The sequence below is a fragment of the Lentilactobacillus kefiri genome, assembly GCF_007989105.1.
In the GTDB taxonomy this organism is placed as follows: domain Bacteria; phylum Bacillota; class Bacilli; order Lactobacillales; family Lactobacillaceae; genus Lentilactobacillus; species Lentilactobacillus kefiri.
On record NZ_BJVK01000005.1, the window covers coordinates 53,228 to 75,812 of the forward strand.

Sequence of the window (22,585 nt, forward strand, 5' to 3'; positions counted from 1 at the left end):
CAATGGTAGTAATCTTCAATTAATCGAAATTGAAGAGGGTGCTGCAAATGAAAATTAATAATCACGAATCAAACGTACAAATTTTAAAAGATGTTTCAAGTAATCTGATCAGTACCTTTTGTGGAGATATGTTCTCTTTTGCGTTAGGCCTTATGTTGCTTCATGCGACCGGGATGTCATTAAGCTTTGGGCTGTCAATGATTATCATGCCGATCGTGACATTGATTGGCGTAGTGCCAATTGGAAATTTAGTGGACACTTACCCACATAAACACATTTTGGTCATCAGTCTGTTCGTTCGGATCATTGCACTTTTTATTTATGCAATCACTATCCATCATTTCAGTGGGATGGGAAAACTGATCCCAACAATTATATTTTTAGCGATTAATTATGTTTCAGTGAATGTTTCAAATTCAGGGTACACGGCGTCTGTGCATGAATTGGTTAATACAAGTCACATTCAAAGACTTAATTCATTGAGCCAGGCAGCTTCATCGTTTGCTTCAACGTTTTCCCCAGTTATTGCTGCTTCATTATATGTACTGGTCGGATTTCAGTCGTTTATTATTTTTCAATTAGCAGCACATTTTATTGCTTTGGTCATCCTGCTATCCATGCACTTTCATTATGCAAATGCATCCAAGAAGGAAGCGTTGGGGCCACATGAATCCCAGCTTGGAAAATTTAAATTGGGCCTTCAGTACTTGATGTCTCACAAATTCTTGAGATATTTGATTTGTGTTGCACTATTTTTGAATTTTATTTTTGCTGTCACAAATGTAGGACTACCGTTTATTGTCGTTCAACATTTGCATCTGGGGAACATAACCCTTGGAATATTGAATTCCTCAGATGCTGTGGGGATGCTGGCAGGGAATTTAATCATCAGTATGGCACCTGAATTGAAGCAGTTAGCAAAAATTCTTGCAGTAACCATGTGTGCTATTGGGTTGGCACTTTGTGGCATTGGTGGGTTATTTGTCGCCAATCAAAGTGAGTTGGTTGTTAGAATAGTTGGCGCGTTAATGGTATTTACAGTTGGCATGTCTGTGGCTTTTATGAATACACCGTTTGGCATTTATATGCAAAAAACTGTTCCAACAAAATTAATGGGGCGGGTGTCTTCAACAGAGATGTCGTTGAATATGATATCCATTCCAATAGGCACAGTTTTCTATTCCTTTATTTTTCAGTTTTTTCCAAATGGCATCATCTTTATTGCATCTGGTATGTTGATGCTTGGAGTTACGGGCTTAACAATGCCAAAGTTTATCCATACTCAAATGCCTGATCAAGACGAGAGTTTAGAGACTAATCAATAATGGTTATTTAAAAAATGATTTGCTAATAAGATGAAAATTTTGTTTCCAAGTATAATGAAAGAAGCATTAATTGCTTACAAAAAATGCAATAATGGTTGATCCACAAGGTATTACAAATAAGCTCACCTTCGGTTTGGGAGGTGAGCTTATTTTGTTTGATGGTTAATTTACCAATCACAACATATTTTTTAATAGATGAAAATTTCATCATCCGTCTTTGCGTATGGATTGTCCTTATTAATATGATCGTAGAACAGTGTCCCATGCAAATGGTCAATTTCATGCTGGCAAACAATTGCCGGATAGTTTTTCAAGCGAAGCTTGTGTTCTTTACCGTCCACATCCTGGTATTTCAAGGTGATTCTTGCAGCACGGGGAACGTAACCTGGAACGTCGCGATCGACTGACAGGCAACCTTCACCCTCGGTCAAAGCACCACGCTGGACCGAGTTGGAGACGATCACAGGGTTGATAATCACATCTTTGAAAAGGGGCTTATCCTTTTCATTTTCGTCATCGTTGGGAACTAAAACCGATGCCATCATTTCTGAGACACCAACTTGGGGAGCTGCCAGTCCGACACCTGCCCGTAAGCCCAACTTTTGACATTGTTCTGAATCTTGGCTGACCTCCAAATATTCCATGAGGTCATGGGCCAACTGTTTATCTTCTTTACTCAATGGGAATTTGACCTTTTGAGCTTGTTTGCGGAGAACCGGATCTCCGTCTCGTACAATATCTTTCATTAAAAACACGCTTAAGACCTCCGAAAAAAATTTAAACAATAATTCAATACCCTCTATTCTAACTTAATTTTAAGAAAAAAACTATATTCACAAGCCAGGTGATTTTTCACAAACTTTACTCGCACAAGCGGTTTCAGACTGAATTTTAGTAAGTGAAAATAATATACAAAAAAAGTTGGTTTCATAGGAATGAAAGGGCTTGCAAACGTCACTGAAAAATGCTAGATTTAAGTTGTGGTTTAGGAGTGATCAGTTTGTACATCACAAGTTTAGTTTTATAGGAAAGGAAAGTGTTATCTATGGCAGCAAAGAATAAGCACGTTGTTGATTTTGCCAAGATTAAGTCAACGATGAGCGATCCGTACGACAAACCAGTTCAAGTTATCGATGAAACCGGGAAAATTGTAAATCAAGAATTATTTGACCGATTTAGCGATGATGAATTAGTTACGTTGATGGAAAAGATGGTTTGGGAACGTGCATTGCACGAACAAACAATGAACTTTTCACGTCAAGGTCGATTAGGTTTCTATGCTCCCACCTATGGTGAGGAAGCTTCAGAAATGGGTATTGCTCATGCGATGAAGAAACAAGACTACCTCTTCCCAGCATATCGTGATTTGCCACAATTAATCCAACACGGCGCAACCGTTAAAGAGGGTTACTTATGGTCAAAAGGTCACTATCAAGCTTATGACTATGTACGACGCGGTGTACGTGCGTTTATCCCACAAATTATTATCGGTGCCCAATATGTTCAATCAGCAGGTGCCGCATTAGGAATCAAGAAGAACGGTGAAAAAGACACTATCGCATACACATTTACCGGTGATGGTGGTACTTCACAGGGTGACTTTTACGAAGGTATCAACTTCGCAAGTTCATTCCAAGCACCAGAAGTATTCTTCGTTCAAAATAACGGCTGGGCAATTTCAGTTCCACGAAAGACTCAGACCGCAGCTAAGACACTTGCTCAAAAGGGTGTTGCTTCAGGTGTTCCAGGTGTCCAAGTTGATGGAATGGATATTCTTGCCACATACTTGGTTGCCAAAGATGCCCGTGACTTCGCCGTTGCAGGAAATGGTCCAGCATTAGTTGAAACATTGACTTATCGTTTTGGTGCTCACAGTTCAGCCGGTGATGATCCTAGTCGTTACCGTACTAAAGAAGAAGAAAAACCATGGTTTGACCGAGACCCACTGATTCGTTTGAGAAAAGTTTTGACTGACAAGAAACTTTGGGATCAAGACAAAGAAGACAAATTAGTCGCTCAATACAAAGATGAATTTAAGGAAGCAATGAAAGATGCCGAAGCTGCTCCTAAACAAAAGGTTAGTGACTTCTTGAAGCACACATTTGAAGTACCAACCCCTGATGTTGCAGCTGACATTAAGAAATTCGAAGCAAAGGAGTCGAAGTAATCATGGCTAAAATGACATATATTAAAGCAATTACCAACGGACTTGACCAAGTATTACAGGACGATCCGAAGACTCTGATTTTTGGTGAAGATGTTGGTAAAAACGGTGGTGTGTTCCGTACAACTGAAGGACTTCAAGATAAGTATGGCGAAGACCGAGTATTTGATACACCATTGGCTGAATCAGGAATTTTAGGGATGTCAATTGGACTTGCATTAACCGGTTGGCGTCCAATCCCAGAAATTCAATTTATGGGATTCACAATGGAAGCTGTTGATTCAATTGGCGGTCAAATGTCACGTAACCGATTCCGTTTCTCAGGTGACGTTTCAATGCCAATTACCATCAGAACACCATTTGGTGGTGGTACTCATACCGCTGAACTTCACGGTGACTCACTTGAAAACCTGTTCGTAGGAATTCCGGGATTACGTGTTGTAACTCCTGCAAATCCATACGATGCTAAAGGAATGGTTATCTCAGCCGTTGAAAACAACGACCCGGTATTGTTCATGGAAAACCTGAAACTTTATCGTTCAATGAAGGATGAAGTTCCAGATGGCCATTACACTGTTCCCCTAGACAAGGCAAATGTTGTTCGTGAGGGATCTGACATTACCGTTGTTGCTTACAGTGCCGAAGTTAACGAAGCACTCAAAGTAGCTGATAAATTAGAAAAAGAGAACATCTCAGTTGAAGTTATTGACTTACGTTCATTATCACCAATTGACGATGAAACAATCTTTGCTTCAATCGACAAGACTCACAAAGTAGTTATCGCCCAAGAAGCACAAAAGATGGCTGGTGCTGGCGCTAAAGTAGCTGCCGACATTGCTGAAAACGACATTATGTCATTGGATGCACCAATTGGCCGTGTGGCTGCTCCAGACAGCATCTTCCCATTTGCTATGGCTGAAAATTATTGGCTTCCAAATGCTGATGATATTGAAGCTAAGGTACGAGAAATTTTAAACTACTAAATTCTAATTTGTAACAGAAAGGAAGTTAGATCCCATGGCTTATAAGTTTAAACTACCAGAAATGGGAGAAGGTATTACTGAAGGTGAAATTGCTACCTGGGATGTAAAGGTTGGCGATAAAGTCAAGGAAGACGATCCGTTAGTAGAAATTCAAAACGATAAGTCTGTCCAAGAAATGCCATCTCCAGTTGCCGGAACCATTAAGAGTATTGAAAAAAAGGAAGGGGAGACCGCTGAAAAAGGCGATGTCTTAGTTGTCATTGATGACGGCTCTCCTGATGAACCCGATGATTCAGCTCCTGCAGCACCTGCAAAAGAAGAAGCTGCTCCCGCTAAGGAAGAAACTCCTGCTCCAGCTGCTGCACCTGCGCCTGCCGCTGCTCCAGCCGCAGTTACTGCCGCACCAGCTGCATCAAATCCAAATGCAATTGTGAAAGCAATGCCATCCGTCCGTCAATATGCACGTGACAAGGGTGTGGACATCACTGCAGTTCCTGCTACAGGAAATCATGGTCAAATTACAAAAGCTGATATCGACAACTTCAATCCTGCCGCTGCACCAGCTGCTTCAGCTGCTGCACCAGCATCAGCCGCAGCTCCTGCCGGCGAGGCAAAAGCCACTGGACAAGCTGTTGCTCCATGGAAGTCCGATCAGCCTGATCTTGAAACTCGTGAACCAATGTCACCTATGCGTAAGATTATTGCCAAAGCAATGCGTACATCTAAAGACATTGCGCCTCACGTAACTTCATTTGATGATGTTGAAGTTAGTGCCCTGATGGCCAACCGTAAGAAGTACAAGCAAGCAGCTGCCGACCAGGATATTCATTTGACATTCTTGCCTTACATCGTTAAGGCACTGGTTGCCGTTATTAAGAAATACCCTGAGTTCAACGCTTCAATTGACGACACAACCCAGGAAATTGTTTACAAGCACTACTTCAATGTTGGGATTGCCACAAACACTGATCATGGTTTGTACGTACCAAACATTAAGAATGCCGATTCCAAAGGGATGTTTGAAATCGCCAAAGAAATTTCTGAAAATACTCAAGATGCTTATGACAACAAGCTTGGCCCAGATACAATGAAGGGTGGTTCAATTACCATCAGTAACGTTGGTTCAATCGGTGGTGGCTGGTTCACTCCAGTTATCAACCAACCTGAAGTTGCAATCTTGGGTGTTGGTAAGATTGCCAAGGAACCATACGTTGATCCTGAAGACGGCGAAATCAAAGTTGGCAATATGCTTAAACTTTCATTGAGTTACGATCACAGATTAATCGATGGCGCCCTTGCTCAAAACGCTTTGAATTACATGAATCAATTGCTTCATGATCCAGCAATGCTGTTGATGGAAGGATGATCGAATAATGGCTGATGTTGAAAAGAAAGAAACAGTAATTATCGGAGCTGGCCCTGGTGGCTACGTTGCCGCAATCCGTGCATCCGAATTAGGACAAAAAGTAACACTGATTGAAAAATCAGATACACTTGGCGGTGTTTGTTTAAACGTTGGTTGTGTTCCTTCCAAAGCTTTGATCGCTGCTGGGCATCGTCTGCAGGAAGCAAATGATGCTTCGACTTATGGAATCACGACTCAACCAGCTACAATCGATTTTGCCAAAACTCAGGAGTGGAAGCAAAAGAAGGTTGTTGACCGAATGACCAGCGGTGTTAAGATGCTGCTGAACAAGCACAAGGTTGAAGTCATTCATGGTGAAGCGGTTCTTGATAGTGATACCCAATTACGGGTAATGCCTACTGGACCTCAACAATTCATGAGTGCCGATACCGGAACAACTATTCAGTTTGATAACCTGATCATTGCCAGTGGTTCACATCCAATTGAAATTCCTGGATTTAAATTTGACGGTCGAGTGGTTGACTCAACCGGCGGCTTGAACCTTCCGGAAATTCCTAAAGAATTCGTTGTTATCGGTGGTGGATATGTTGGTACCGAATTAGCTGGTGCATATGCCAACTTGGGTGCCCACGTAACGATCATCGAAGGATTGGATTCAATCTTGAATGGCTTTACCAAGGACATGGTTTCATTGGTTGTTAAGAACTTGAAGAAGAAGGGCGTTGATATTCATACCAGTGCCAAAGCAATTTCTTCAAGTCAGGATGCCGACAGCGTTTCTGTAACGTACGAGGAAGATGGCAAACAAACAACCATCAAAGCTGACTACTGCATGGTCACCGTTGGTCGTCGTCCAAATACTGATGATCTTGGCTTGGAATACACCAAGGTTAAAGTTGATGACCACGGAATTGTTCAAACTGATGAACAAGGCAGAACTGATTCTCCACATATCTTCGCAATTGGAGATATTGCTTCAGGTCCTGCTTTGGCTCACAAAGCATTCTTCCAAGGCAAAGTTGCTGCCGGTGCAATTTCCGGTAAGAACACTGCTAACGACTATGTTGGCGTTCCAGCAGTCTGCTTCTCAGATCCAGAAATCGCCGTTGTTGGTATGACTCAGGCACAAGCAAAGGATAAAGACATCGAAGTTTCAACTTCGAAGTTCCCATTTGCAGGTAATGCCCGTGCCGTATCACTTGACCAAGCCGATGGATTTGTTCGTTTGATCTTCACTAAAGACGACAAGACACTTGTTGGTGGTGAAATTGTTGGACCAGGTGCCAGTGATCTGATTGCCGAGTTAAGCTTGGCAGTTAACAGTCACATGAATGTTGAGGACATTGCCCTTACCATTCACCCACATCCAACTTTGAGCGAGCCTATTCAAGAAGCTGCCGATGTTGGATTGGGATTCCCAACTCATATTTAAAAAGTTTCGATGAGTTCTGTTTAGAACTCGGAATACAAGTAAAGCAGGTCATGATGAATGTAGTTGTTCATCATGACCTGCTTTTTTGTCCCGCGAACAGCTTGGCAAATTGTTGAAGCTGGACCGGCGCCACTCACTTTTTTGGAACATCTGTCTTTTGAACTCAGCCAAACATGTAAAATCCCACAAACTTTGATCATTTCTGTTTCACAAACTCAGTATCTATCTTATAATAAAGTCAATGCAGTAACGATCGGAGTGAGTGCAATGGCTGATGGGTATGAATACCCTTTGATTGATGGTTTGAATGTCGATGAAATTATTGATGTTGTGAATTTTTACCAGATGGTTGAGCAGGCATATGAGCAATCCGGGGGTGTCAAAAGATCGGATTTTCTTGCCGCTTATCGAAAATTCCAGAAAATTCTGCCTTCCAAAATGGAAGAAAAACAACTTGAAAGGGAGTTTGAGAACCGTTCCGGATATGACGCCTATCAAGTCATCAAGGCTTCTAAAGACGCACAATCGGTTAATCTGAAGATACACGAGGCATAGCATGGAAATTAATGAATTAAAGCATATTGATAAAACTGTCCGAGGCTGGTTGAGTGAATCCAGAGACAATGTTTTAAGAAAAATCGATACCCGGCTTACGGTCGATACCAAAACCAGTCGGAAAGATTTAGTCACGAACGTTGACAAGCAAAATGAAAAGTTTTTAGTCGGCAAGATTCGTGAATTTGACCCCGATTCAAAGATTCTCGGAGAAGAGGGCTTTGGCGACCAGGTTCATTCCACCAAGGGACGCATTTGGATTATCGATCCAATTGACGGCACGATGAATTTTGTTAAGCAGCGCAACAACTTTGCCATCATGATTGCATTGTATGAGGATGGCAAAGGGGTTCTTGGTTATGTAATGGATGTGATTGGCAAACATTTACTTTCAGGAGGTCCTGATCTCGGAGTCTTTGACAATGGCCAACCGCTACCACCAGTTCAAGATACGCCATTAAGGGAAGGCTTGATTGGTTTAAGTGGTCCCATGGTATTGCATAATGATTATAATATGGTAGACATTGCTCAGCAGTCTTTGGGAATGCGCATATATGGCAGTGCCGGTATTGATATCGTTTCCGTTCTTCGTGGTGAATTGGTCGGATATATTTCCTACTTAAAGCCTTGGGATTTTGGGGCTGGCAGAATTTTATGTGAAACTGCCGGACTTAAGATGACAACTATTGACGGACAGCGGTTGGATGTGTTATCATCAACACCAGTATTGTTAGCAACACGAAATGCACATCGAGACATTCTTACAATCGTAAGTAAATGATCGGACTGTGACAGTTGTCACAGTTTTTTTATGCCAATATATATGATGTACAACATTCGGTTTGATTTAAATGAAGGGAAGCAAACGACTTGGATACTAAATTAAAGACACGCGACGACATTCGTAACATCGCTATTATCGCCCACGTTGACCACGGTAAGACAACCTTGGTTAACGAATTGTTAAAGCAGTCAGATACGCTTGATCAACACGTACAAATTGAGGATCGGGCTCTTGACTCGAATGCCATTGAACGAGAACGTGGAATTACCATTCTCTCAAAAAACACTGCCGTTCGTTATGGCGACAAACAAATTAACATCTTGGATACCCCAGGACATGCGGACTTCGGTGGTGAAGTTGAACGTATTATGCGAATGGTTGATGGCTGTTTACTTGTCGTTGATGCTTTCGAAGGTACAATGCCTCAAACCCGGTTCGTTTTGAAGAAAGCTCTTGAACAACACTTAACCCCAATCGTTGTGATTAACAAGGTTGACCGTGAAGGTGCTCGTCCTAAAGAAGTTGTGGATGAAGTTCTTGACTTATTCATCGAACTTGGTGCTGATGAAGAGCAACTTGATTTCCCTGTTGTATACGCATCAGCTATGAATGGTACTTCAAGTTACGATCCTGATATCAGCAAGCAGGAACATACTATGAAGCCTATCTTTGATACCATTATCAAGAATATTCCATCTCCTATCGATAACTCAGACGAACCTCTTCAATTCCAAGTTGCAATGCTTGATTATAATGACTTCGTTGGTCGTATTGGTATTGGCCGAATCTTCCGTGGAACTATCAAAGTTGGTGACAGTGTTACTGTTATGAAGCTTGATGGTTCAAAGCAAAACTTCCGTGTTACCAAATTAATGGGATTCTTTGGTTTGAAGAAAGAAGATATCCAATCCGCTAAAGCTGGTGATTTAATCGCCGTTTCCGGAATGGAAGATATTAATGTCGGTGAAACTGTTGTTGACCCTAAGGATCCAGAACCACTTCCAATCCTTAGAATTGATGCCCCAACTCTGCAAATGACATTTGGTACCAACACTTCACCATTCGCCGGCCAAGACGGTAAGTTTGTTACTGCCCGTCAGTTAGGTGATCGTTTGAAGCGTGAACTTCATACCGATGTTTCATTACGTGTTGATGACACTGACACCCCAGGTTCATGGGTTGTTTCAGGACGTGGTGAATTGCATTTGTCTATTTTAGTTGAAACCCTTCGTCGTGAAGGATTTGAATTACAAGTTTCACGTCCAGAAGTTATCTATCGAGATGTTGATGGAACAACTTGCGAACCATTTGAAACTGTTCAAATCGATACTCCTGACGAGTATACCGGTTCAATTATTGATACCCTTTCACAACGTAAAGGTACCATGCAAAATATGGAAACAACCGACAATGGTCAAACTCGTTTGACATTCTTGGCTCCATCACGTGGATTGATTGGTTATTCAACTGAATTCCTTTCATTAACTCGTGGTTATGGTATTTTGAACCATACTTTTGAAAAGTACATGCCAGTTATCAAGGGCTGGAACCCTGGTCGTAAGAAGGGTACCCTTGTTTCAATGAACGCCGGTAAAGCAACCACCTATGCAATGATGGGGATCGAAAGCCGTGGTACATTGTTAATCGATCCAGGTACCGAAGTTTATGAAGGTATGATCGTCGGTGAAAACAACCGTGAGAATGATATCACTGTTAACATCACCAAAGGTAAGAACCTTACTAACGTTCGTGCTGCCGGTTCTGATGATATGGCCCGGATTAACACGCCAACCCATCTTTCACTTGAAGAATCACTTGAATTCTTGAATGAAGATGAATTGTGTGAAGTAACACCTCACTTCATTCGTTTGAGAAAGAAGATTCTTAACTCAAACACTCGTGAAAAAGAAGCTAAGAAGCAACGTCATAACTAAAATTAACTTTTAAATTAAGCCGCAACCAAACCTTAACGGAATGGTTGCGGCTTTTTGAGTTGAAAAGTGGCTTAATTTGGATTTTTTTAAAATCCAATAAACCTCGTTGGCAATCCGCAAAATCGGCCTTTTAATTATGATATAATGTAGGTCGATGTCCGTACATACAATTAGAAAAGTGGAGTTGGACCAATGGGGAAAGAACGTTTAAAAAATCTTGATTATGTTATTTTTATACCATATATCATTATGTCAGTTATTGGGGTTGTAATGGTATACTCTGCCAGTGCAAATATTGCGCTGCAAAACGGTGGAAGTCCGCTGAGTTACCTGATCAAACAACTGATATACATGGTTGTTGGGCTCGGAATTATCCTTTTCATGATAAGAATGAACATTAACTTTTTAAGAAAGCCAATTGTTTTAAAGTTCCTTCTTGGACTATTTGTTTTTGGATTGCTATGGTTGCTGGTGTTTGGTAAAACCATTAACGGTGCTGCAGGGTGGATTCATTTGGGGCCGATTAATATTCAACCGGCCGAGTTTGTGAAGTTCTTTTTGATTATCTGGCTTGCCAACGCCGTTGCTTCAGGGCAGCCCGAAATGACGCTTTCTGTTCGCAGTTGGTTGGATCAGATGAAATGGCCGTTATTTTGGAGTCTTGCTTTGATTGCCCTTATCTTTAAGCAGCCTGATTCAGGTGGGGCAGCCATTAATTTTGCGATTGTCTTTATATTGATCAATTGTAGTGGTTTTTCCTGGAAACGGGCTTTATCCATTATTTATGGCTGTGCCGCCGGTGCATTTTTGATTTTTGAATTGGTTTTGGTGCCAATGGCTAAATCCGATTCTTTCTCCAACTCGTATCGTCTGCAACGAATTGTGGCGTTTACCAATCCGTTTGGACATGCTCAGGGAACCGGTCAACAGGTTGTTAACTCCTACTATGCGATCAGTAATGGCGGCTTGTTTGGTGTCGGTCTCGGTAATAGTGTTCAAAAAACCGGCTATTTGCCTGAACCCAACACTGATTTCATCATGTCAATTCTAACTGAAGAATTAGGTGCAATTGCCGCCTTCCTGGTTTTGGCACTATTGACCGTGATTATTTTGAGAACTATTCAGATTGGCGTTCGCAGCAATGATCCTTATCAAAGTCTGATTTGCTACGGTGTCGCAACTTACATGAGTATTCAAACATTTTTTAACATGGGTGGTGTATTGGGCGTTCTGCCAATTACAGGTGTCACATTCCCATTCATTAGTTACGGTGGTTCCAGTATTTTAACGCTGGCGATGTGTTTAGGACTGGTTCTAAATATTAGTAGTCGTCAGCGGATCGAGCGTCGAGCATTAAAATTGGCTCGAAAGGCTCATTAAAGGAGATGTATTTATGACATTAGATATTCAACCAACAACTGGATTGATCGTTTATCTGCATTCTATTCGTCATTCCAAAAATCTTAAGTCATATGGCAGACTCTATTATGTGTCCAAACGGATGCGTTATGGCTTGATCTATGTTAATAAAGATGAAGAAGAAGCGATTACCAAAAAGTTGTCCTCACAAAATTACGTTAAACAGGTTGTACCATCACATTTGAATGAACTCGTTCATGAAGTGGAAGGTAAAACTGATTTGGATGATGACGATTTGTCAGATGAAGATTATTAAAGTTGAGGTAAGCTATGAGAATTGTATCCGGTAAATATGGTGGTATTCGATTAAATCCGGTAAAGAGTGATAAGACTCGGCCAACCACTGATAAGGTGAAGGAATCGCTGTTCAGCATGACCGGCCCTTATTACCAAGGTGGTAAATTTCTGGATCTTTTCGCCGGTTCCGGAGCTGTCGGAATTGAAGCTGTCTCCAGAGGGATGGATCGTGCAGTTTTGGTTGATCGTCAGTATCAGGCAATCAAGACAATCAAAGAAAATATTGAAAAGATCCATGCTGAAGATCAATTTGACGTCATTAAAGGCAACGCCGAGTCGGTCTTGAAGCAATTAGCTGAAAATAACGTTCAGTTCGACATGGTATTTCTTGATCCGCCATATAAGCTTCAAAAAATTGTGAAAACTTTAGGTGATTTAAAGGCGCTCAATCTTCTTAACAAGGGTGCAGTGATTGTTTGTGAGACAGACAACCATACTGAATTACCTGAAACACTTGAGGGCTTTCAAGCGACCAAGCAAAAAAATTATGGGCTGACCAATTTAACGATTTATGACTATCAAATGGGGAATGAATAATGACAAAAGCTTTATATGCAGGAAGTTTTGACCCAATTACGTTTGGCCACATTGACGTTATTAAACGTGCCAGTCGGATGTTTGACAAGGTCTACGTTGCCATTAGTATTAATACGCATAAGCATGCTTTGTTTACCGATGAGGAACGAGCAGACTTTGCCAGACAGGCCTTGGCGGGAATTGAAAACGTTAAGGTCTTGGTGTCTGAAGAATTGACGGTTAAGCTTGCTCAAAGTATTGGGGCAACTGTATTGGTTCGCGGCGTGCGGGGCGGTAGTGATTTGGATTCTGAAATGTCGATTGCCGGATTGAACGAAAAATTGGACAATCATATTCAAACAATTTTTATTCCAACCGCTGCCAATTACCGTGATCTTTCATCCAGCATGATTAAAGAAATTGCCAAATTCCATGGTAGTGTTGATAAATTTGTTCCAGAACCGGTGGTAAGGGCTTTGAACGAAAAGTACCGGTAATAAAATCCTGTAAGAGAGTGGTGGACTGATGAAAAAGTGGTTAAAAAAGTATCTAATCTGGTTTGCCATTTTAATTTTTATAGCAATTGGCTTCTTGTGGCCGCTTCCCAACTATATTGAGGGACCCGGGGATGCTGCCAATTTGAGTAAAATTGTCAACATTAAGAACCATCCCGACAAGCATAAGGGCCAATTCATGCTGATGTCGGTCAGTATTGCCCAGGCAAGGCCGTTTACATATCTCTATGCAAAGTTGAACCCATACTATTCAATCGAGCCTGAGGAAGCTGTTACGGGCGGTCAGGACATGAAAGAATATAGTAAAGTTCAACAGATTTACATGGATGGGTCCATTAATAGTGCAATTTACACCGCCTATCATCAGGCACATAAAGCCGTCAAGATTCAATATCGAGGCATTTATGTCATGAGCGTGATGAAGAACTCGAAGTTTAAAAATAAGCTGAGAGTGGGCGACGTGGTTGTTGCTTTGGATGGCCATCATTTCAAAAGTTCGCTGGGCTTCATTAAATACGTGAAGCAGCAAAAGTATGGTCAAAAACTGACGGTCACATACAAACGAAACGGTAAGCTGCACAAAGTAACGGAACCACTCGGAATGATTTCCAAGCATCGAGCCGGAATTGGTATTTCACTAACTGATGATATTCAAGTTAAGCCGGCCATTCCAATTAAAGTGAATCCCGGTCAAGTTGGTGGGCCGTCAGGCGGGTTAATGTTCTCGCTTCAAATTTATAGTCAATTGACTAACAAAAATTTGCGGCATGGTCAAAAAGTTGCCGGAACTGGTACCGTTGACGGATTGGGAAACGTTGGTGAAATTGGTGGGATTGATAAGAAAGTGATCACCGCTAAGAAACATGGTGCCAAGATTTTCCTTGCGCCATATGTCAAACCGACAAAATATATTTTGAAGTATGAAGAGGACCATAAGACCAACTATCAACTGGCTAAAGCAACCGCTAAAAAATATGCGCCTTCAATGAAAGTGATCCCGGTTAAAACATTTGACCAGGCAGTTTCAGCATTGGAGAAAAATAAATAGGATTTTCAAAAAAGGGTTAGATAAACTAATCCTTTTTTTCGTATGTACATTTTAGAAGGGAGGTACAGCATGGATAGGATACGTGAGTTCATTGATGAATATCTTTATCAGATACTAATTGGTTTGGTGGCAGTCATTGTTATTTTTATGTTTGTGATTGGTGGAATGCTTGTTGGTAAAAGAAGTGACTCATCCCCCAGTGACGATCAAGCGGTCGTCAGAAGTTCAAGTACATCTGAAGCAGACGCCGGTTCAACATCTGAATCAGCATCGCAACAGCAGCCCAAACAAGTCGCCTCAGGGGCAAATCAGCAAATGTACGTTGACGTTAAAGGAGCCGTTAAGAACCCCGGGGTTTACCAAGTGAGCGCCAATATGCGGGTCGTAGATGCGATTGATTTGGCTGGCGGATATAACCGATCAGCAGATAAGAAGAAAATTAATCTCGCTCAAAAATTGACCGATCAGCAAGTTATCTATGTCCCCATTCGGGGTGAAAAGGGCAGTCCGGTTACTTCAACCGTTCAGGCCGCACCGTCTACACCGGCGGACATAGGGGATGCCTCAGCAGCCGATTCAGCCGCTGGCACAGATTCATCGGCTGCGGGTTCTCAACAAATTAATTTGAATACTGCTGATAAAACCAAGCTCCAAGAGTTGACCGGAATTGGCGAGAAAAAAGCCGATCAGATCATTGCTTATCGCCAAGCTCATGGTCAATTTAAAAATATTGAAGAACTAAAAGAAGTTCCGGGATTTGGTGACAAAACCTTTGCTAATCTAAAATCTTCAATTTGCGTATAGCCCAAATTGTAAAATTGAGATATGATTTACACCAGAGAAGGTGGAATGAAAATGGATAAGCGAATTAAATGGGACCAATATTTTATGATGCAGGCCGTCTTATTAGCTTCAAGAAGTACCTGTGAACGACTATCTGTCGGTGCGGTGATTGTTAGAGATAAGCGCATCATTGCTGGTGGATATAATGGATCGGTTGCAGGTGACGATCACTGTATCGACGTTGGCTGTTATTTGGAGGATGGTCATTGTGTCAGGACAATTCATGCAGAAATGAACGCAATTCTGCAATGTGCCAAATTTGGCGAGCCGACTGACAATGCTGAAATTTATGTGACTGATTTTCCCTGCCTTCAATGTACCAAGATGTTGTTGCAGGCTGGCATCACCAAGATCAATTACTTAAGAAATTACCATAATAATGAATATGCACAAAAATTAATTCGTTTGAAGAATATTGAATTAAACAAAATTAAGTTGACTCAATCCGATATGGACAGAGTGCCATTCGGATCCTATCTGTCTGATTAATTATTAATACAAATTGGCTCATCTTTCCGGCTGGAATCATGCTGCTAATGAGCATGGCGATTTATGGGAATCACTTAATCGGCCTTGGACTATTAGTCATCCTGTGCTTGAGGATTGGATTGTTGCGCAGTCCGCAGATAATGGTTATTTGCATGATGGTGGCGATAATCTTTGCCGGAGTTTGTTGGGTTACACAACTTCAGCTTGCTCAATCCACCAATCAAAAGACACTGACCGTGAAAATATATCCTGACACTGCGAAGGTTGATGGGGCAAATTTAGCTTTTATTGCCAAGCCTGAAGGGGCGGACCAGAAGATGGTGTTCTACGCCCGACTGAAGGACAAAGGCCAGCAGCATTTGTTTATGAATGAGGTCAAACCAATAGTGGTTGAAGCGGCTGGTAAAGTATCGGATTTTTTGCCGGCCACTAATCTGAATCAGTTTGATGCTCGCAAGTATTACCATCACCAGAAGATTTGTCACGCTTTTTTGGTGGAAAATTTTCATATTAAAGGGTCACCACCCAAGCTCTCGATTATTGATCGAATTCACATTATTCGATCAATTTTTAATCATTACTGCGGTCGACTTCCCGAAACGTTGGGAATCTACGCGACCGGTTTGATTAGTGGTTATCGGCCAAACAATTTTTTCGATGAGATGACGGGTGTTAAAAGGTTGGGGCTTTTGCATATATTCAGTATTTCTGGAATGCATGTGGCCTATTTTCTTTCGATTATTGATCAATTGATGGCATGGTTGGGAATTTCTCGATTTCGAAAAGCTGTTATCGCCATCTTATTTTTGGGTGGATATTTTATCTTTTCCGGCGGATCCCCAGGCCTTTTACGGGCAGTCATCATGGCAATTATTGGGATTATTAATCGCGTATTCAAGCTTGGGTTCTCACAACTTGATATTTGGAGCGGTTCATTAATGATCAATTTGCTGATTTTACCCGAGACGATGTTCCTGATGGGCGTTCAGTTAAGTTACGGACTTTCGTTGGGGTTGATTGCTTCTGAAAAATTATCTTATATCAAACAAACTGTTATTTTAAATTTACTAACTGTTCCAATCTTGTTATTTAACATTTATGAATGGCATTTTTTGAGTGTCGCCGTTAATTTAGTTGTGCTGCCAATCTTTGGCCGCGTCATTTTCCCATTGGTGATTGTCGGCGTGGTGAGTGGCTTAGTTGGGACAATGCTCATCCGGCCAATTGACTGGTTCTTACATGTGTTTAACGATGGTTTGAATACCATTAGTCAGTTGCCGGGGATGGTGGTATTTGGCAAGCCGTCATTAATCATTGTTTTGGTGATGGTGACTTTGACGCTTCTTCTGGCAATTTCTGATCGGAGACACTCAAAGCGAATTATGGTGGGATTGTTGTTGACTTACCTTGTTTCGTTTTGTTGGATTCACTTTCCTCGATACGGCGAGGTGACAATGTTTGATATTGGCCAAGGTGACAGCTTTTTAATTCGGGAGCCGTTTAATCGCTCCGTGACGTTGATTGACACTGGTGGAAAAGTTCAGTTTGCTTCTGAAGCATGGCAAAGGGGCACTCAAAAATATCAAGCCAAGCGATTATCGATTAATTATTTGAAAAGTATCGGCATTTCCAAAATTGATAATTTGTGCGTCAGCCATCAGGATGCCGATCACTGTGGCGACCTGCCGGCGTACATTCAAGAAATGGACATCGGCAGGATCCTCGTTCCGTTGGGAATGGATAAGAACCCCGGCTTTATGAAGCGAATTGCCGATCGTCGGCAAACCACCAAGCTGTTATGTGTCAATGACGAAATGCGGGTGGTGGGGCTTCCGGCTGAGATTTATCACCCATATTTAGCAGGGAAGGGTGAAAACCATGATTCAATGGTTTTAGGCACTCAAAAGGGTGGCCTCAGCTGGCTGTTCACAGGGGACTTGGATCGGCCCGGTGAATTGGACACGATTGCCCGTCACCATGGATTGACTGCGGATGTTTTGAAGGTTGGCCATCACGGAAGCAAGACTGCTTCAGACCCGCAATTTATTTCCGCCATCAAGCCGCGGATTGCTTTGATTTCTGCCGGCCGAAACAATCGTTATGGGCATCCCAATGATGAAACCTTGGTGACACTCAAACAGCATAACGTCAGAATTTATAATACCCAAAAACAGGGTATGGTAAGATATATTTATCGAAACAATACCGGACATTTTAAAACTGTCTTGAAAGGCAATGAAGGGAACCTAGAATGAATTATTCGCAATTAATAAAACAATTAAATGCTGGAACTGCCGATCCGGTATATTTGATTATGGGTGACCAGGAATATCTCTCCCAACAAATCAAAAATGCATTCACAAACATTATCCCCGATAGTGAACGGTCAATGAATATTGGCAGCTATGACATGGAAGATACGACCATCTCGGCTGCTGTGGAGGACGCAATCTCCGTGCCGTTTTTTGGTGAGCGGCGGTTGGTGATGATTAACCGGCCATACTTTTTAACCGGAATGAGAACCAAGTCTAAAATTGATCAGAACATTGACGATTTTCTTGAGTATTTGAAACATCCCGAGAAATCCACTGTCATGGTGATATTTGCGCCCTATGACAAGCTGGATTCACGGAAGAAAATTACCAAGGCTCTCAAGAAGGTTGCGGTGACTGTCGAAATTGGCAGTCTTCGCGAACGTGAAATCAAACAGCTGGTTACCGATAAGATCACTTCGGAAGGATTTAAGATTAATCAAGATGCATTGGACCGAATGGTCGAGTTAACCGGCGGTAAGCTGACTTCGATGATGAGCGACCTTCCCAAATTATTTTTATATAATAATGATACTAAAGTGATTGATATTGATTCGGTCAATGGCCTTGTCAGTCGATCAATGGAACAGAATGTTTTTGATCTGGTTAACAGCGTGCTGAAGAAGAATGCCAAGCAGTCAATGGATATTTATCATCAGCTGCTTTTGGAAAATGATGAGCCGATCCGAATCAACGCGGTCTTGATCCAGCAGTTTCGGCTTTTACTGCAGGTGATGATCCTTCAAAAGCACGGCTACTCCCAGGGGAATCTGGCATCAACCCTGAAAGTTCATCCTTATCGGGTTAAGCTCGCAATGCAGACTGTGAGAAAGTTTAGTTATGGTCAGCTGAGGGATGCCTATGTGGGTTTGGTGGATACGGAACGTCAAATGAAGTCGACCCGGCGTCCGCCAGAATTATTATTTGAATTATTTGTGCTGAAATTTATGAAAAGCGTCAGTTAGAAATACGAAAACAGGAGTCGGGATGCCAAATGGCAATTCCAACTCCTGTTTTTATGTAAAAAAGTGTACAAAAAAAGTTGTTAGACTAGGGTCCGTCTGAAAACTACTTAAGTAAGATGCAAATTGAGGCAATGTAAACCGTAGCCAGATAAACATGAGCGAGCTTATCATAACGCGTTGCAATCCTACGAAAGTTCTTCAACTGATTGAAGAAGTTCTCAATCAAATGGCGCTCACAATAAACGTGGTAATCACAGGTCCACTTGTCTTTGGTATTTTCCTTTGGCGGAATGGTATAGACGCCTGCTTTATCTTCAATATACTGGCGAAGTTTCGCGGTGCCATAGGCTTTATCCGCGATAATATTTGATTGAGAAATATCGAAGCCTTCCAGCAACTCACTGGCAACTTGGCTATCATGTACTTGACCACCTGTTAGGCGAAAACCCAAGGGATTCCCTAATCCGTCAACGAGTGCGTGAATCTTGGTCGTTCGGCCACCTCGACTTAGTCCAATAGCTTGATTTTCGACCATACATTCGGCGTTTTTTTTGCCCCAGTGGCCTTTTGATGCGCTCGAACGATCGTTGAATCTAAGCTCAAGTTTTCCATGTCGGGATCGTCAATCAATTCGAGAAAAACCTGTTCGAACAAGCCTGAACTTACCCAGGCTCGGAAGCGACTATACACCGTTTTCCAAGAGCCATAGCGTTCAGGTAGATCACGCCAAGGAGCCCCGCTGCGCATGAGCCAGAGGATAGCGTTGAGGGCGGTACGGTTGTCTAGGCTTGATGGACGGCCAGTCCGGTATGGCGGGAAGTATCCTTTGATTCGGTCCCACTGAGCATCTTCCAGTTCGTATCGTTTAGGTGTTGTCATCGGAATGCCTCGATTCGTTTTTCCTCAGATTATACCTGAATTTTTAGTTTTCAGACAGTCCCTAACTAACAACTGGAAAAGGTTTTATTTAGCTAATTTTGAAGTTAAACGTGACTTGTCACGAGCAGCCTTGTTAGCTTTGATTAAGCCCTTTGATTTTGCATGATCAATTGCGCTGATTGCGTTAATGTATAAATCCTTAGCGTCGTCAGAACCGGCAACTTGTGCCTTTTGGAACTTCTTAACTGCAGTACGGTATGCACTCAATTGAGCAGCGTTACGACGTTGTGCTTTTTCGTTGGTTTTAACACGTTCGATAGCAGATTTGATAATTGGCATTTGACTCACCTCCGAGTATTATTCTTAGTAAAAATTATTAAATTTCAACAAGCATCATTATACAAAAACCAGCCGACTATTGCAACCCAAACTGCGAATGAATATTGCAAAGAGGCTTGTATTTATTAAAAGAATCCGGTATACTAACTTTTGTGTGTTGTACAAGACCTTCGACTTAGTTTGTCGGGTACCACTTCCGTTTACTCAGTTGTTGGCTTCAAAAAAATAAAAAGGTGGTTATATATTATGGCAATTACACAAACCAAGAAGAACGAAATTATCAACAAGTTTGCTCGTCACGAAGGCGATACCGGTTCAGCAGAGGTTCAAATCGCTGTTTTGACTGCAGATATCAACGAACTGAACGAACATATGCGTACTCATCGTAAAGATTATCATTCACAACGTGGACTTATGAAGAAGATTGGTCACCGTCGTAACCTTTTGGCTTACTTACGTGACAATGACGTTACTCGTTATCGTCAATTGATCAAGGACTTAGGTCTTCGTCGTTAATATTAACATTTCAAGAACGGATATTTTCCGTTCTTTTTTTATACATATTTATTTTAAGCAATAACAATCTGTTTTGAAAAATTCGGTTTCAACAAAAAATATGTTAAACTAAAAGAAGCTGAAAACGAACGTAAAAAAGAACAAATTAATTTTTGAGGTGAATCATGAAAAACAAAATAAAAGTCATGGCTATTGGTGGCGTCCGCGAGAATGGTAAAAACATGTACGCGGTTGATATTAATGGCGGAATTTATATTTTGGACTGTGGTCTAAAATATCCTGAAAACGAATTATTGGGAATCGATGTTGTGATTCCCGACTTTAGCTGGTTGGAAGAAAATAAAGATCGGATTGTCGGGGTCTTCCTGACACACGGTCACGCGGACTCAATTGGTGCGATTTCTTACTTCTTAAGTAAGTTTGATGTGCCAGTCTTTGGTTCTGAAATGACAATTGAGTTAGCCAAACTTAATGTGGCGGACTCTGAGGAAATTAAGAGCTTTGATGATTTCCATGTTGTCAGCGAACGCAGTGAAATTGATTTTGACGACATCAAAGTGACTTTCTTCAAGACAACACATTCAATCCCCGGTTCTTTGGGAATTGCCCTTCACACATCAGATGGAATCATTGTTTACACCGGTGATTTCAAATTTGATCAGACCGCTGCGCCAATTTATCAGACCAACTACTCAGCTTTGACCCAATTGGGCGATGAGGGCGTTTTAGCATTGCTTGATGATTCAGGAAATGCTGAAAATCCTAAGCCAAGTGCGTCAGAGAAGAAAATTGCCGAATATATATATGATACATTCAACTATCAAGACAGCCGGATTATCGTTGCCAGCGTTGCTTCCAATATTTTGAGAATGCAACAGGTCTTCAATGCTGCTGCCAGAACTGGTCGGAAAGTTTACTTAACCGGTCATGATTTGGAGCGGATTGTTAAAACCGCAATGGGATTAAATACCCTGAAGCTTCCTGAAGACGATTTACTGATTGGCTCACTTGATGAGCTGAAGAAAATGGCACCTGACAAAGTTGTCATTATTCAGACTGGTAAAATGGGCGAACCCATTAAGGCAATTCAACGAATGGCCAACAAGGAACAAAGTGACATTAATATTGAACCAAAAGATTTGGTATTTATTACGACAACCCCATCTACTGCAATGGAAACAACCGTTGCTAAAACCCGCGATATGGTTTATCGGGCCGATGGTGAAGTTAAGATGATTTCTGATGAGATGAACTCATCAGGTGATGCCAGTCAATCCGATTTACAATTATTGATGAATCTTTTGCATCCAAAGTATATTATCCCTGTTCAAGGAGAATATCGTTTACTTGAAGCCAATGCCAAATTAGCCAAAGAAATTGGCTATACGGATGATCAAATTGTCATTCCGGCAAAGGGTGATGTCATTTCAATTTCCAAGGATGACATTCATCTCGGAAAGGGCGTTGACTTGGCCGACACCATGATTGATGGGATCGGAATCGGCGACATTGGGAACATTGTTCTCCGGGATCGAAAAGTTCTTTCCGAAGACGGTATCTTTGTGGCTGTTGTGACAATTGACCGTAAAAAGAAGCGGATTGTTTCAAGTCCTAAGTTAACTTCCAGAGGATTTGTCTATGTCAAGGCCAATAAAGACCTGATGAAGGATGCAGCCGGCATTATTGAGAAGACGGTTACGAACAATCTTGAACACAAAGAGTTTGATTGGAGCAACTTAAAGCAGGATGTTCGAGAAGACTTAAGCGATTATCTCTACAAGCAGACAAAGCGTCGTCCAGTTATCCTTCCAGTTATTATGGAAGTCAATCAACACCATAAACGTTCAAAGAAAAAGCAAAAAGCGACTGAAAAAGATTAATCAACAAGCGAGTAATTCATTAAA

General features: G+C 41.6%; 22 protein-coding genes. 19 read left to right on the forward strand and 3 right to left on the reverse strand.

Annotated elements, in window-relative coordinates:
* Positions 1-47: 47 nt before the first annotated feature.
* Positions 48-1,325: an MFS transporter gene (locus LKE01_RS03255; RefSeq protein WP_056982165.1), complete on the forward strand. Its 1,278-nt coding sequence runs from the start codon at positions 48-50 to the stop codon at positions 1,323-1,325.
* A 188-nt stretch (positions 1,326-1,513) separates the two neighbouring features.
* Here LKE01_RS03255 and def read toward each other — a convergent pair whose 3' ends face one another.
* A complete protein-coding gene (gene def, locus LKE01_RS03260; RefSeq protein WP_054769224.1) occupies positions 1,514-2,080 on the reverse strand; it encodes a peptide deformylase in 567 nt (188 codons plus the stop codon).
* A 290-nt stretch (positions 2,081-2,370) separates the two neighbouring features.
* Here def and pdhA point away from each other — a divergent pair, with 290 nt between their 5' ends.
* From pdhA to holA, 16 genes are all read left to right on the forward strand, one after another.
* Entirely contained in the window at positions 2,371-3,492 is a 1,122-nt protein-coding gene (gene pdhA, locus LKE01_RS03265; protein ID WP_056982167.1) for a pyruvate dehydrogenase (acetyl-transferring) E1 component subunit alpha, read from the forward strand.
* A gap of 2 nt (positions 3,493-3,494) precedes the next feature.
* Positions 3,495-4,472, forward strand: a complete 978-nt coding sequence (locus LKE01_RS03270) for an alpha-ketoacid dehydrogenase subunit beta (protein WP_056982169.1) — start codon at positions 3,495-3,497, stop codon at positions 4,470-4,472.
* Positions 4,473-4,506: 34 nt separating this feature from the next.
* Positions 4,507-5,838 (forward strand): 2-oxo acid dehydrogenase subunit E2, encoded by a 1,332-nt coding sequence (locus LKE01_RS03275; protein WP_056982171.1) that lies wholly within the window; start codon positions 4,507-4,509, stop codon positions 5,836-5,838.
* A gap of 7 nt (positions 5,839-5,845) precedes the next feature.
* Positions 5,846-7,270, forward strand: a complete 1,425-nt coding sequence (gene lpdA, locus LKE01_RS03280; RefSeq protein WP_056982173.1) for a dihydrolipoyl dehydrogenase — start codon at positions 5,846-5,848, stop codon at positions 7,268-7,270.
* Positions 7,271-7,342: 72 nt separating this feature from the next.
* The gene (locus LKE01_RS12340; protein ID WP_306765868.1) at positions 7,343-7,825 is read left to right on the forward strand and encodes a UPF0223 family protein; all 483 of its coding nucleotides are present in this window, start codon (positions 7,343-7,345) and stop codon (positions 7,823-7,825) included.
* A gap of 1 nt (position 7,826) precedes the next feature.
* Positions 7,827-8,606 carry an inositol monophosphatase family protein gene (locus LKE01_RS03290; RefSeq protein WP_054769222.1) on the forward strand — a complete coding sequence of 260 codons (780 nt, stop codon included), beginning with the start codon at positions 7,827-7,829 and terminating at the stop codon, positions 8,604-8,606.
* An 89-nt stretch (positions 8,607-8,695) separates the two neighbouring features.
* The gene (gene typA / locus LKE01_RS03295; protein WP_056982175.1) at positions 8,696-10,543 is read left to right on the forward strand and encodes a translational GTPase TypA; all 1,848 of its coding nucleotides are present in this window, start codon (positions 8,696-8,698) and stop codon (positions 10,541-10,543) included.
* Between the two features lie 192 nt (positions 10,544-10,735).
* A complete protein-coding gene (locus tag LKE01_RS03300) occupies positions 10,736-11,923 on the forward strand; it encodes an FtsW/RodA/SpoVE family cell cycle protein (protein WP_056982177.1) in 1,188 nt (395 codons plus the stop codon).
* A gap of 13 nt (positions 11,924-11,936) precedes the next feature.
* Positions 11,937-12,218, forward strand: coding sequence for a YlbG family protein (locus LKE01_RS03305; protein WP_054769813.1), 282 nt, complete (start codon positions 11,937-11,939; stop codon positions 12,216-12,218).
* Between the two features lie 14 nt (positions 12,219-12,232).
* On the forward strand, positions 12,233-12,796 hold the full coding sequence (gene rsmD, locus LKE01_RS03310; RefSeq protein WP_056982179.1) for a 16S rRNA (guanine(966)-N(2))-methyltransferase RsmD: 564 nt from the start codon (positions 12,233-12,235) through the stop codon (positions 12,794-12,796).
* Positions 12,796-13,272, forward strand: a complete 477-nt coding sequence (coaD, locus tag LKE01_RS03315; RefSeq protein ID WP_054769814.1) for a pantetheine-phosphate adenylyltransferase — start codon at positions 12,796-12,798, stop codon at positions 13,270-13,272. The genes rsmD and coaD overlap by 1 nt, the downstream gene beginning before the upstream one ends.
* A 28-nt stretch (positions 13,273-13,300) precedes the next feature.
* Positions 13,301-14,338 (forward strand): SepM family pheromone-processing serine protease, encoded by a 1,038-nt coding sequence (locus LKE01_RS03320; RefSeq protein WP_056982181.1) that lies wholly within the window; start codon positions 13,301-13,303, stop codon positions 14,336-14,338.
* Between the two features lie 69 nt (positions 14,339-14,407).
* A complete protein-coding gene (locus LKE01_RS03325) occupies positions 14,408-15,142 on the forward strand; it encodes a ComEA family DNA-binding protein (RefSeq protein ID WP_054769815.1) in 735 nt (244 codons plus the stop codon).
* Positions 15,143-15,193: 51 nt separating this feature from the next.
* A complete protein-coding gene (locus LKE01_RS03330) occupies positions 15,194-15,670 on the forward strand; it encodes a ComE operon protein 2 (protein ID WP_056982183.1) in 477 nt (158 codons plus the stop codon).
* Between the two features lie 47 nt (positions 15,671-15,717).
* Positions 15,718-17,925, forward strand: a complete 2,208-nt coding sequence (locus LKE01_RS03335) for a DNA internalization-related competence protein ComEC/Rec2 (RefSeq protein ID WP_056982186.1) — start codon at positions 15,718-15,720, stop codon at positions 17,923-17,925.
* A complete protein-coding gene (holA, locus tag LKE01_RS03340; RefSeq protein ID WP_056982189.1) occupies positions 17,922-18,947 on the forward strand; it encodes a DNA polymerase III subunit delta in 1,026 nt (341 codons plus the stop codon). Before LKE01_RS03335 ends, holA begins: the two co-directional genes overlap by 4 nt.
* A gap of 103 nt (positions 18,948-19,050) precedes the next feature.
* Here the strand turns inward: holA and LKE01_RS03345 are convergent.
* Together LKE01_RS03345 and rpsT are read right to left on the reverse strand one after the other, a co-directional pair.
* A protein-coding gene (locus tag LKE01_RS03345) for an IS5-like element ISLpl3 family transposase (RefSeq protein ID WP_086989537.1) occupies positions 19,051-19,826 on the reverse strand; the annotation gives its coding sequence in 2 pieces (ribosomal slippage) (positions 19,051-19,502 and positions 19,502-19,826; 777 coding nt in all).
* 84 nt (positions 19,827-19,910) lie between these two features.
* Positions 19,911-20,165, reverse strand: coding sequence for a 30S ribosomal protein S20 (rpsT, locus tag LKE01_RS03350; RefSeq protein ID WP_054769508.1), 255 nt, complete (start codon positions 20,163-20,165; stop codon positions 19,911-19,913).
* 246 nt (positions 20,166-20,411) lie between these two features.
* Here rpsT and rpsO point away from each other — a divergent pair, with 246 nt between their 5' ends.
* Both rpsO and LKE01_RS03360 read left to right on the forward strand, forming a co-directional pair.
* Complete coding sequence (gene rpsO, locus LKE01_RS03355; protein ID WP_020281908.1) at positions 20,412-20,681, forward strand: 30S ribosomal protein S15; 270 nt, start codon at positions 20,412-20,414, stop codon at positions 20,679-20,681.
* Between the two features lie 164 nt (positions 20,682-20,845).
* Positions 20,846-22,561, forward strand: coding sequence for a ribonuclease J (locus tag LKE01_RS03360; protein WP_056982191.1), 1,716 nt, complete (start codon positions 20,846-20,848; stop codon positions 22,559-22,561).
* Positions 22,562-22,585 lie beyond the last annotated feature (24 nt).

Excerpts from the sequence above, each read along its gene's own strand:
- LKE01_RS03290 (WP_054769222.1), top strand. The coding sequence starts at position 7,827 with ATGGAAATTAATGAATTAAAGCATATTGATAAAACTGTCCGAGGCTGG.
- LKE01_RS03335 (WP_056982186.1), top strand. The coding sequence starts at position 15,718 with ATGAGCATGGCGATTTATGGGAATCACTTAATCGGCCTTGGACTATTA.
- LKE01_RS03270 (WP_056982169.1), top strand. The coding sequence starts at position 3,495 with ATGGCTAAAATGACATATATTAAAGCAATTACCAACGGACTTGACCAA.
- lpdA (WP_056982173.1), top strand. The coding sequence starts at position 5,846 with ATGGCTGATGTTGAAAAGAAAGAAACAGTAATTATCGGAGCTGGCCCT.
- LKE01_RS03255 (WP_056982165.1), top strand. The coding sequence starts at position 48 with ATGAAAATTAATAATCACGAATCAAACGTACAAATTTTAAAAGATGTT.
- LKE01_RS03320 (WP_056982181.1), top strand. The coding sequence starts at position 13,301 with ATGAAAAAGTGGTTAAAAAAGTATCTAATCTGGTTTGCCATTTTAATT.
- LKE01_RS03305 (WP_054769813.1), top strand. The coding sequence starts at position 11,937 with ATGACATTAGATATTCAACCAACAACTGGATTGATCGTTTATCTGCAT.
- LKE01_RS03325 (WP_054769815.1), top strand. The coding sequence starts at position 14,408 with ATGGATAGGATACGTGAGTTCATTGATGAATATCTTTATCAGATACTA.
- LKE01_RS03300 (WP_056982177.1), top strand. The coding sequence starts at position 10,736 with ATGGGGAAAGAACGTTTAAAAAATCTTGATTATGTTATTTTTATACCA.
- holA (WP_056982189.1), top strand. The coding sequence starts at position 17,922 with ATGAATTATTCGCAATTAATAAAACAATTAAATGCTGGAACTGCCGAT.
- LKE01_RS03275 (WP_056982171.1), top strand. The coding sequence starts at position 4,507 with ATGGCTTATAAGTTTAAACTACCAGAAATGGGAGAAGGTATTACTGAA.
- rpsO (WP_020281908.1), top strand. The coding sequence starts at position 20,412 with ATGGCAATTACACAAACCAAGAAGAACGAAATTATCAACAAGTTTGCT.
- coaD (WP_054769814.1), top strand. The coding sequence starts at position 12,796 with ATGACAAAAGCTTTATATGCAGGAAGTTTTGACCCAATTACGTTTGGC.
- LKE01_RS12340 (WP_306765868.1), top strand. The coding sequence starts at position 7,343 with ATGACCTGCTTTTTTGTCCCGCGAACAGCTTGGCAAATTGTTGAAGCT.
- rpsT (WP_054769508.1), bottom strand. The coding sequence starts at position 20,165 with ATGCCAATTATCAAATCTGCTATCGAACGTGTTAAAACCAACGAAAAA.
- LKE01_RS03330 (WP_056982183.1), top strand. The coding sequence starts at position 15,194 with ATGGATAAGCGAATTAAATGGGACCAATATTTTATGATGCAGGCCGTC.
- pdhA (WP_056982167.1), top strand. The coding sequence starts at position 2,371 with ATGGCAGCAAAGAATAAGCACGTTGTTGATTTTGCCAAGATTAAGTCA.
- LKE01_RS03360 (WP_056982191.1), top strand. The coding sequence starts at position 20,846 with ATGAAAAACAAAATAAAAGTCATGGCTATTGGTGGCGTCCGCGAGAAT.
- rsmD (WP_056982179.1), top strand. The coding sequence starts at position 12,233 with ATGAGAATTGTATCCGGTAAATATGGTGGTATTCGATTAAATCCGGTA.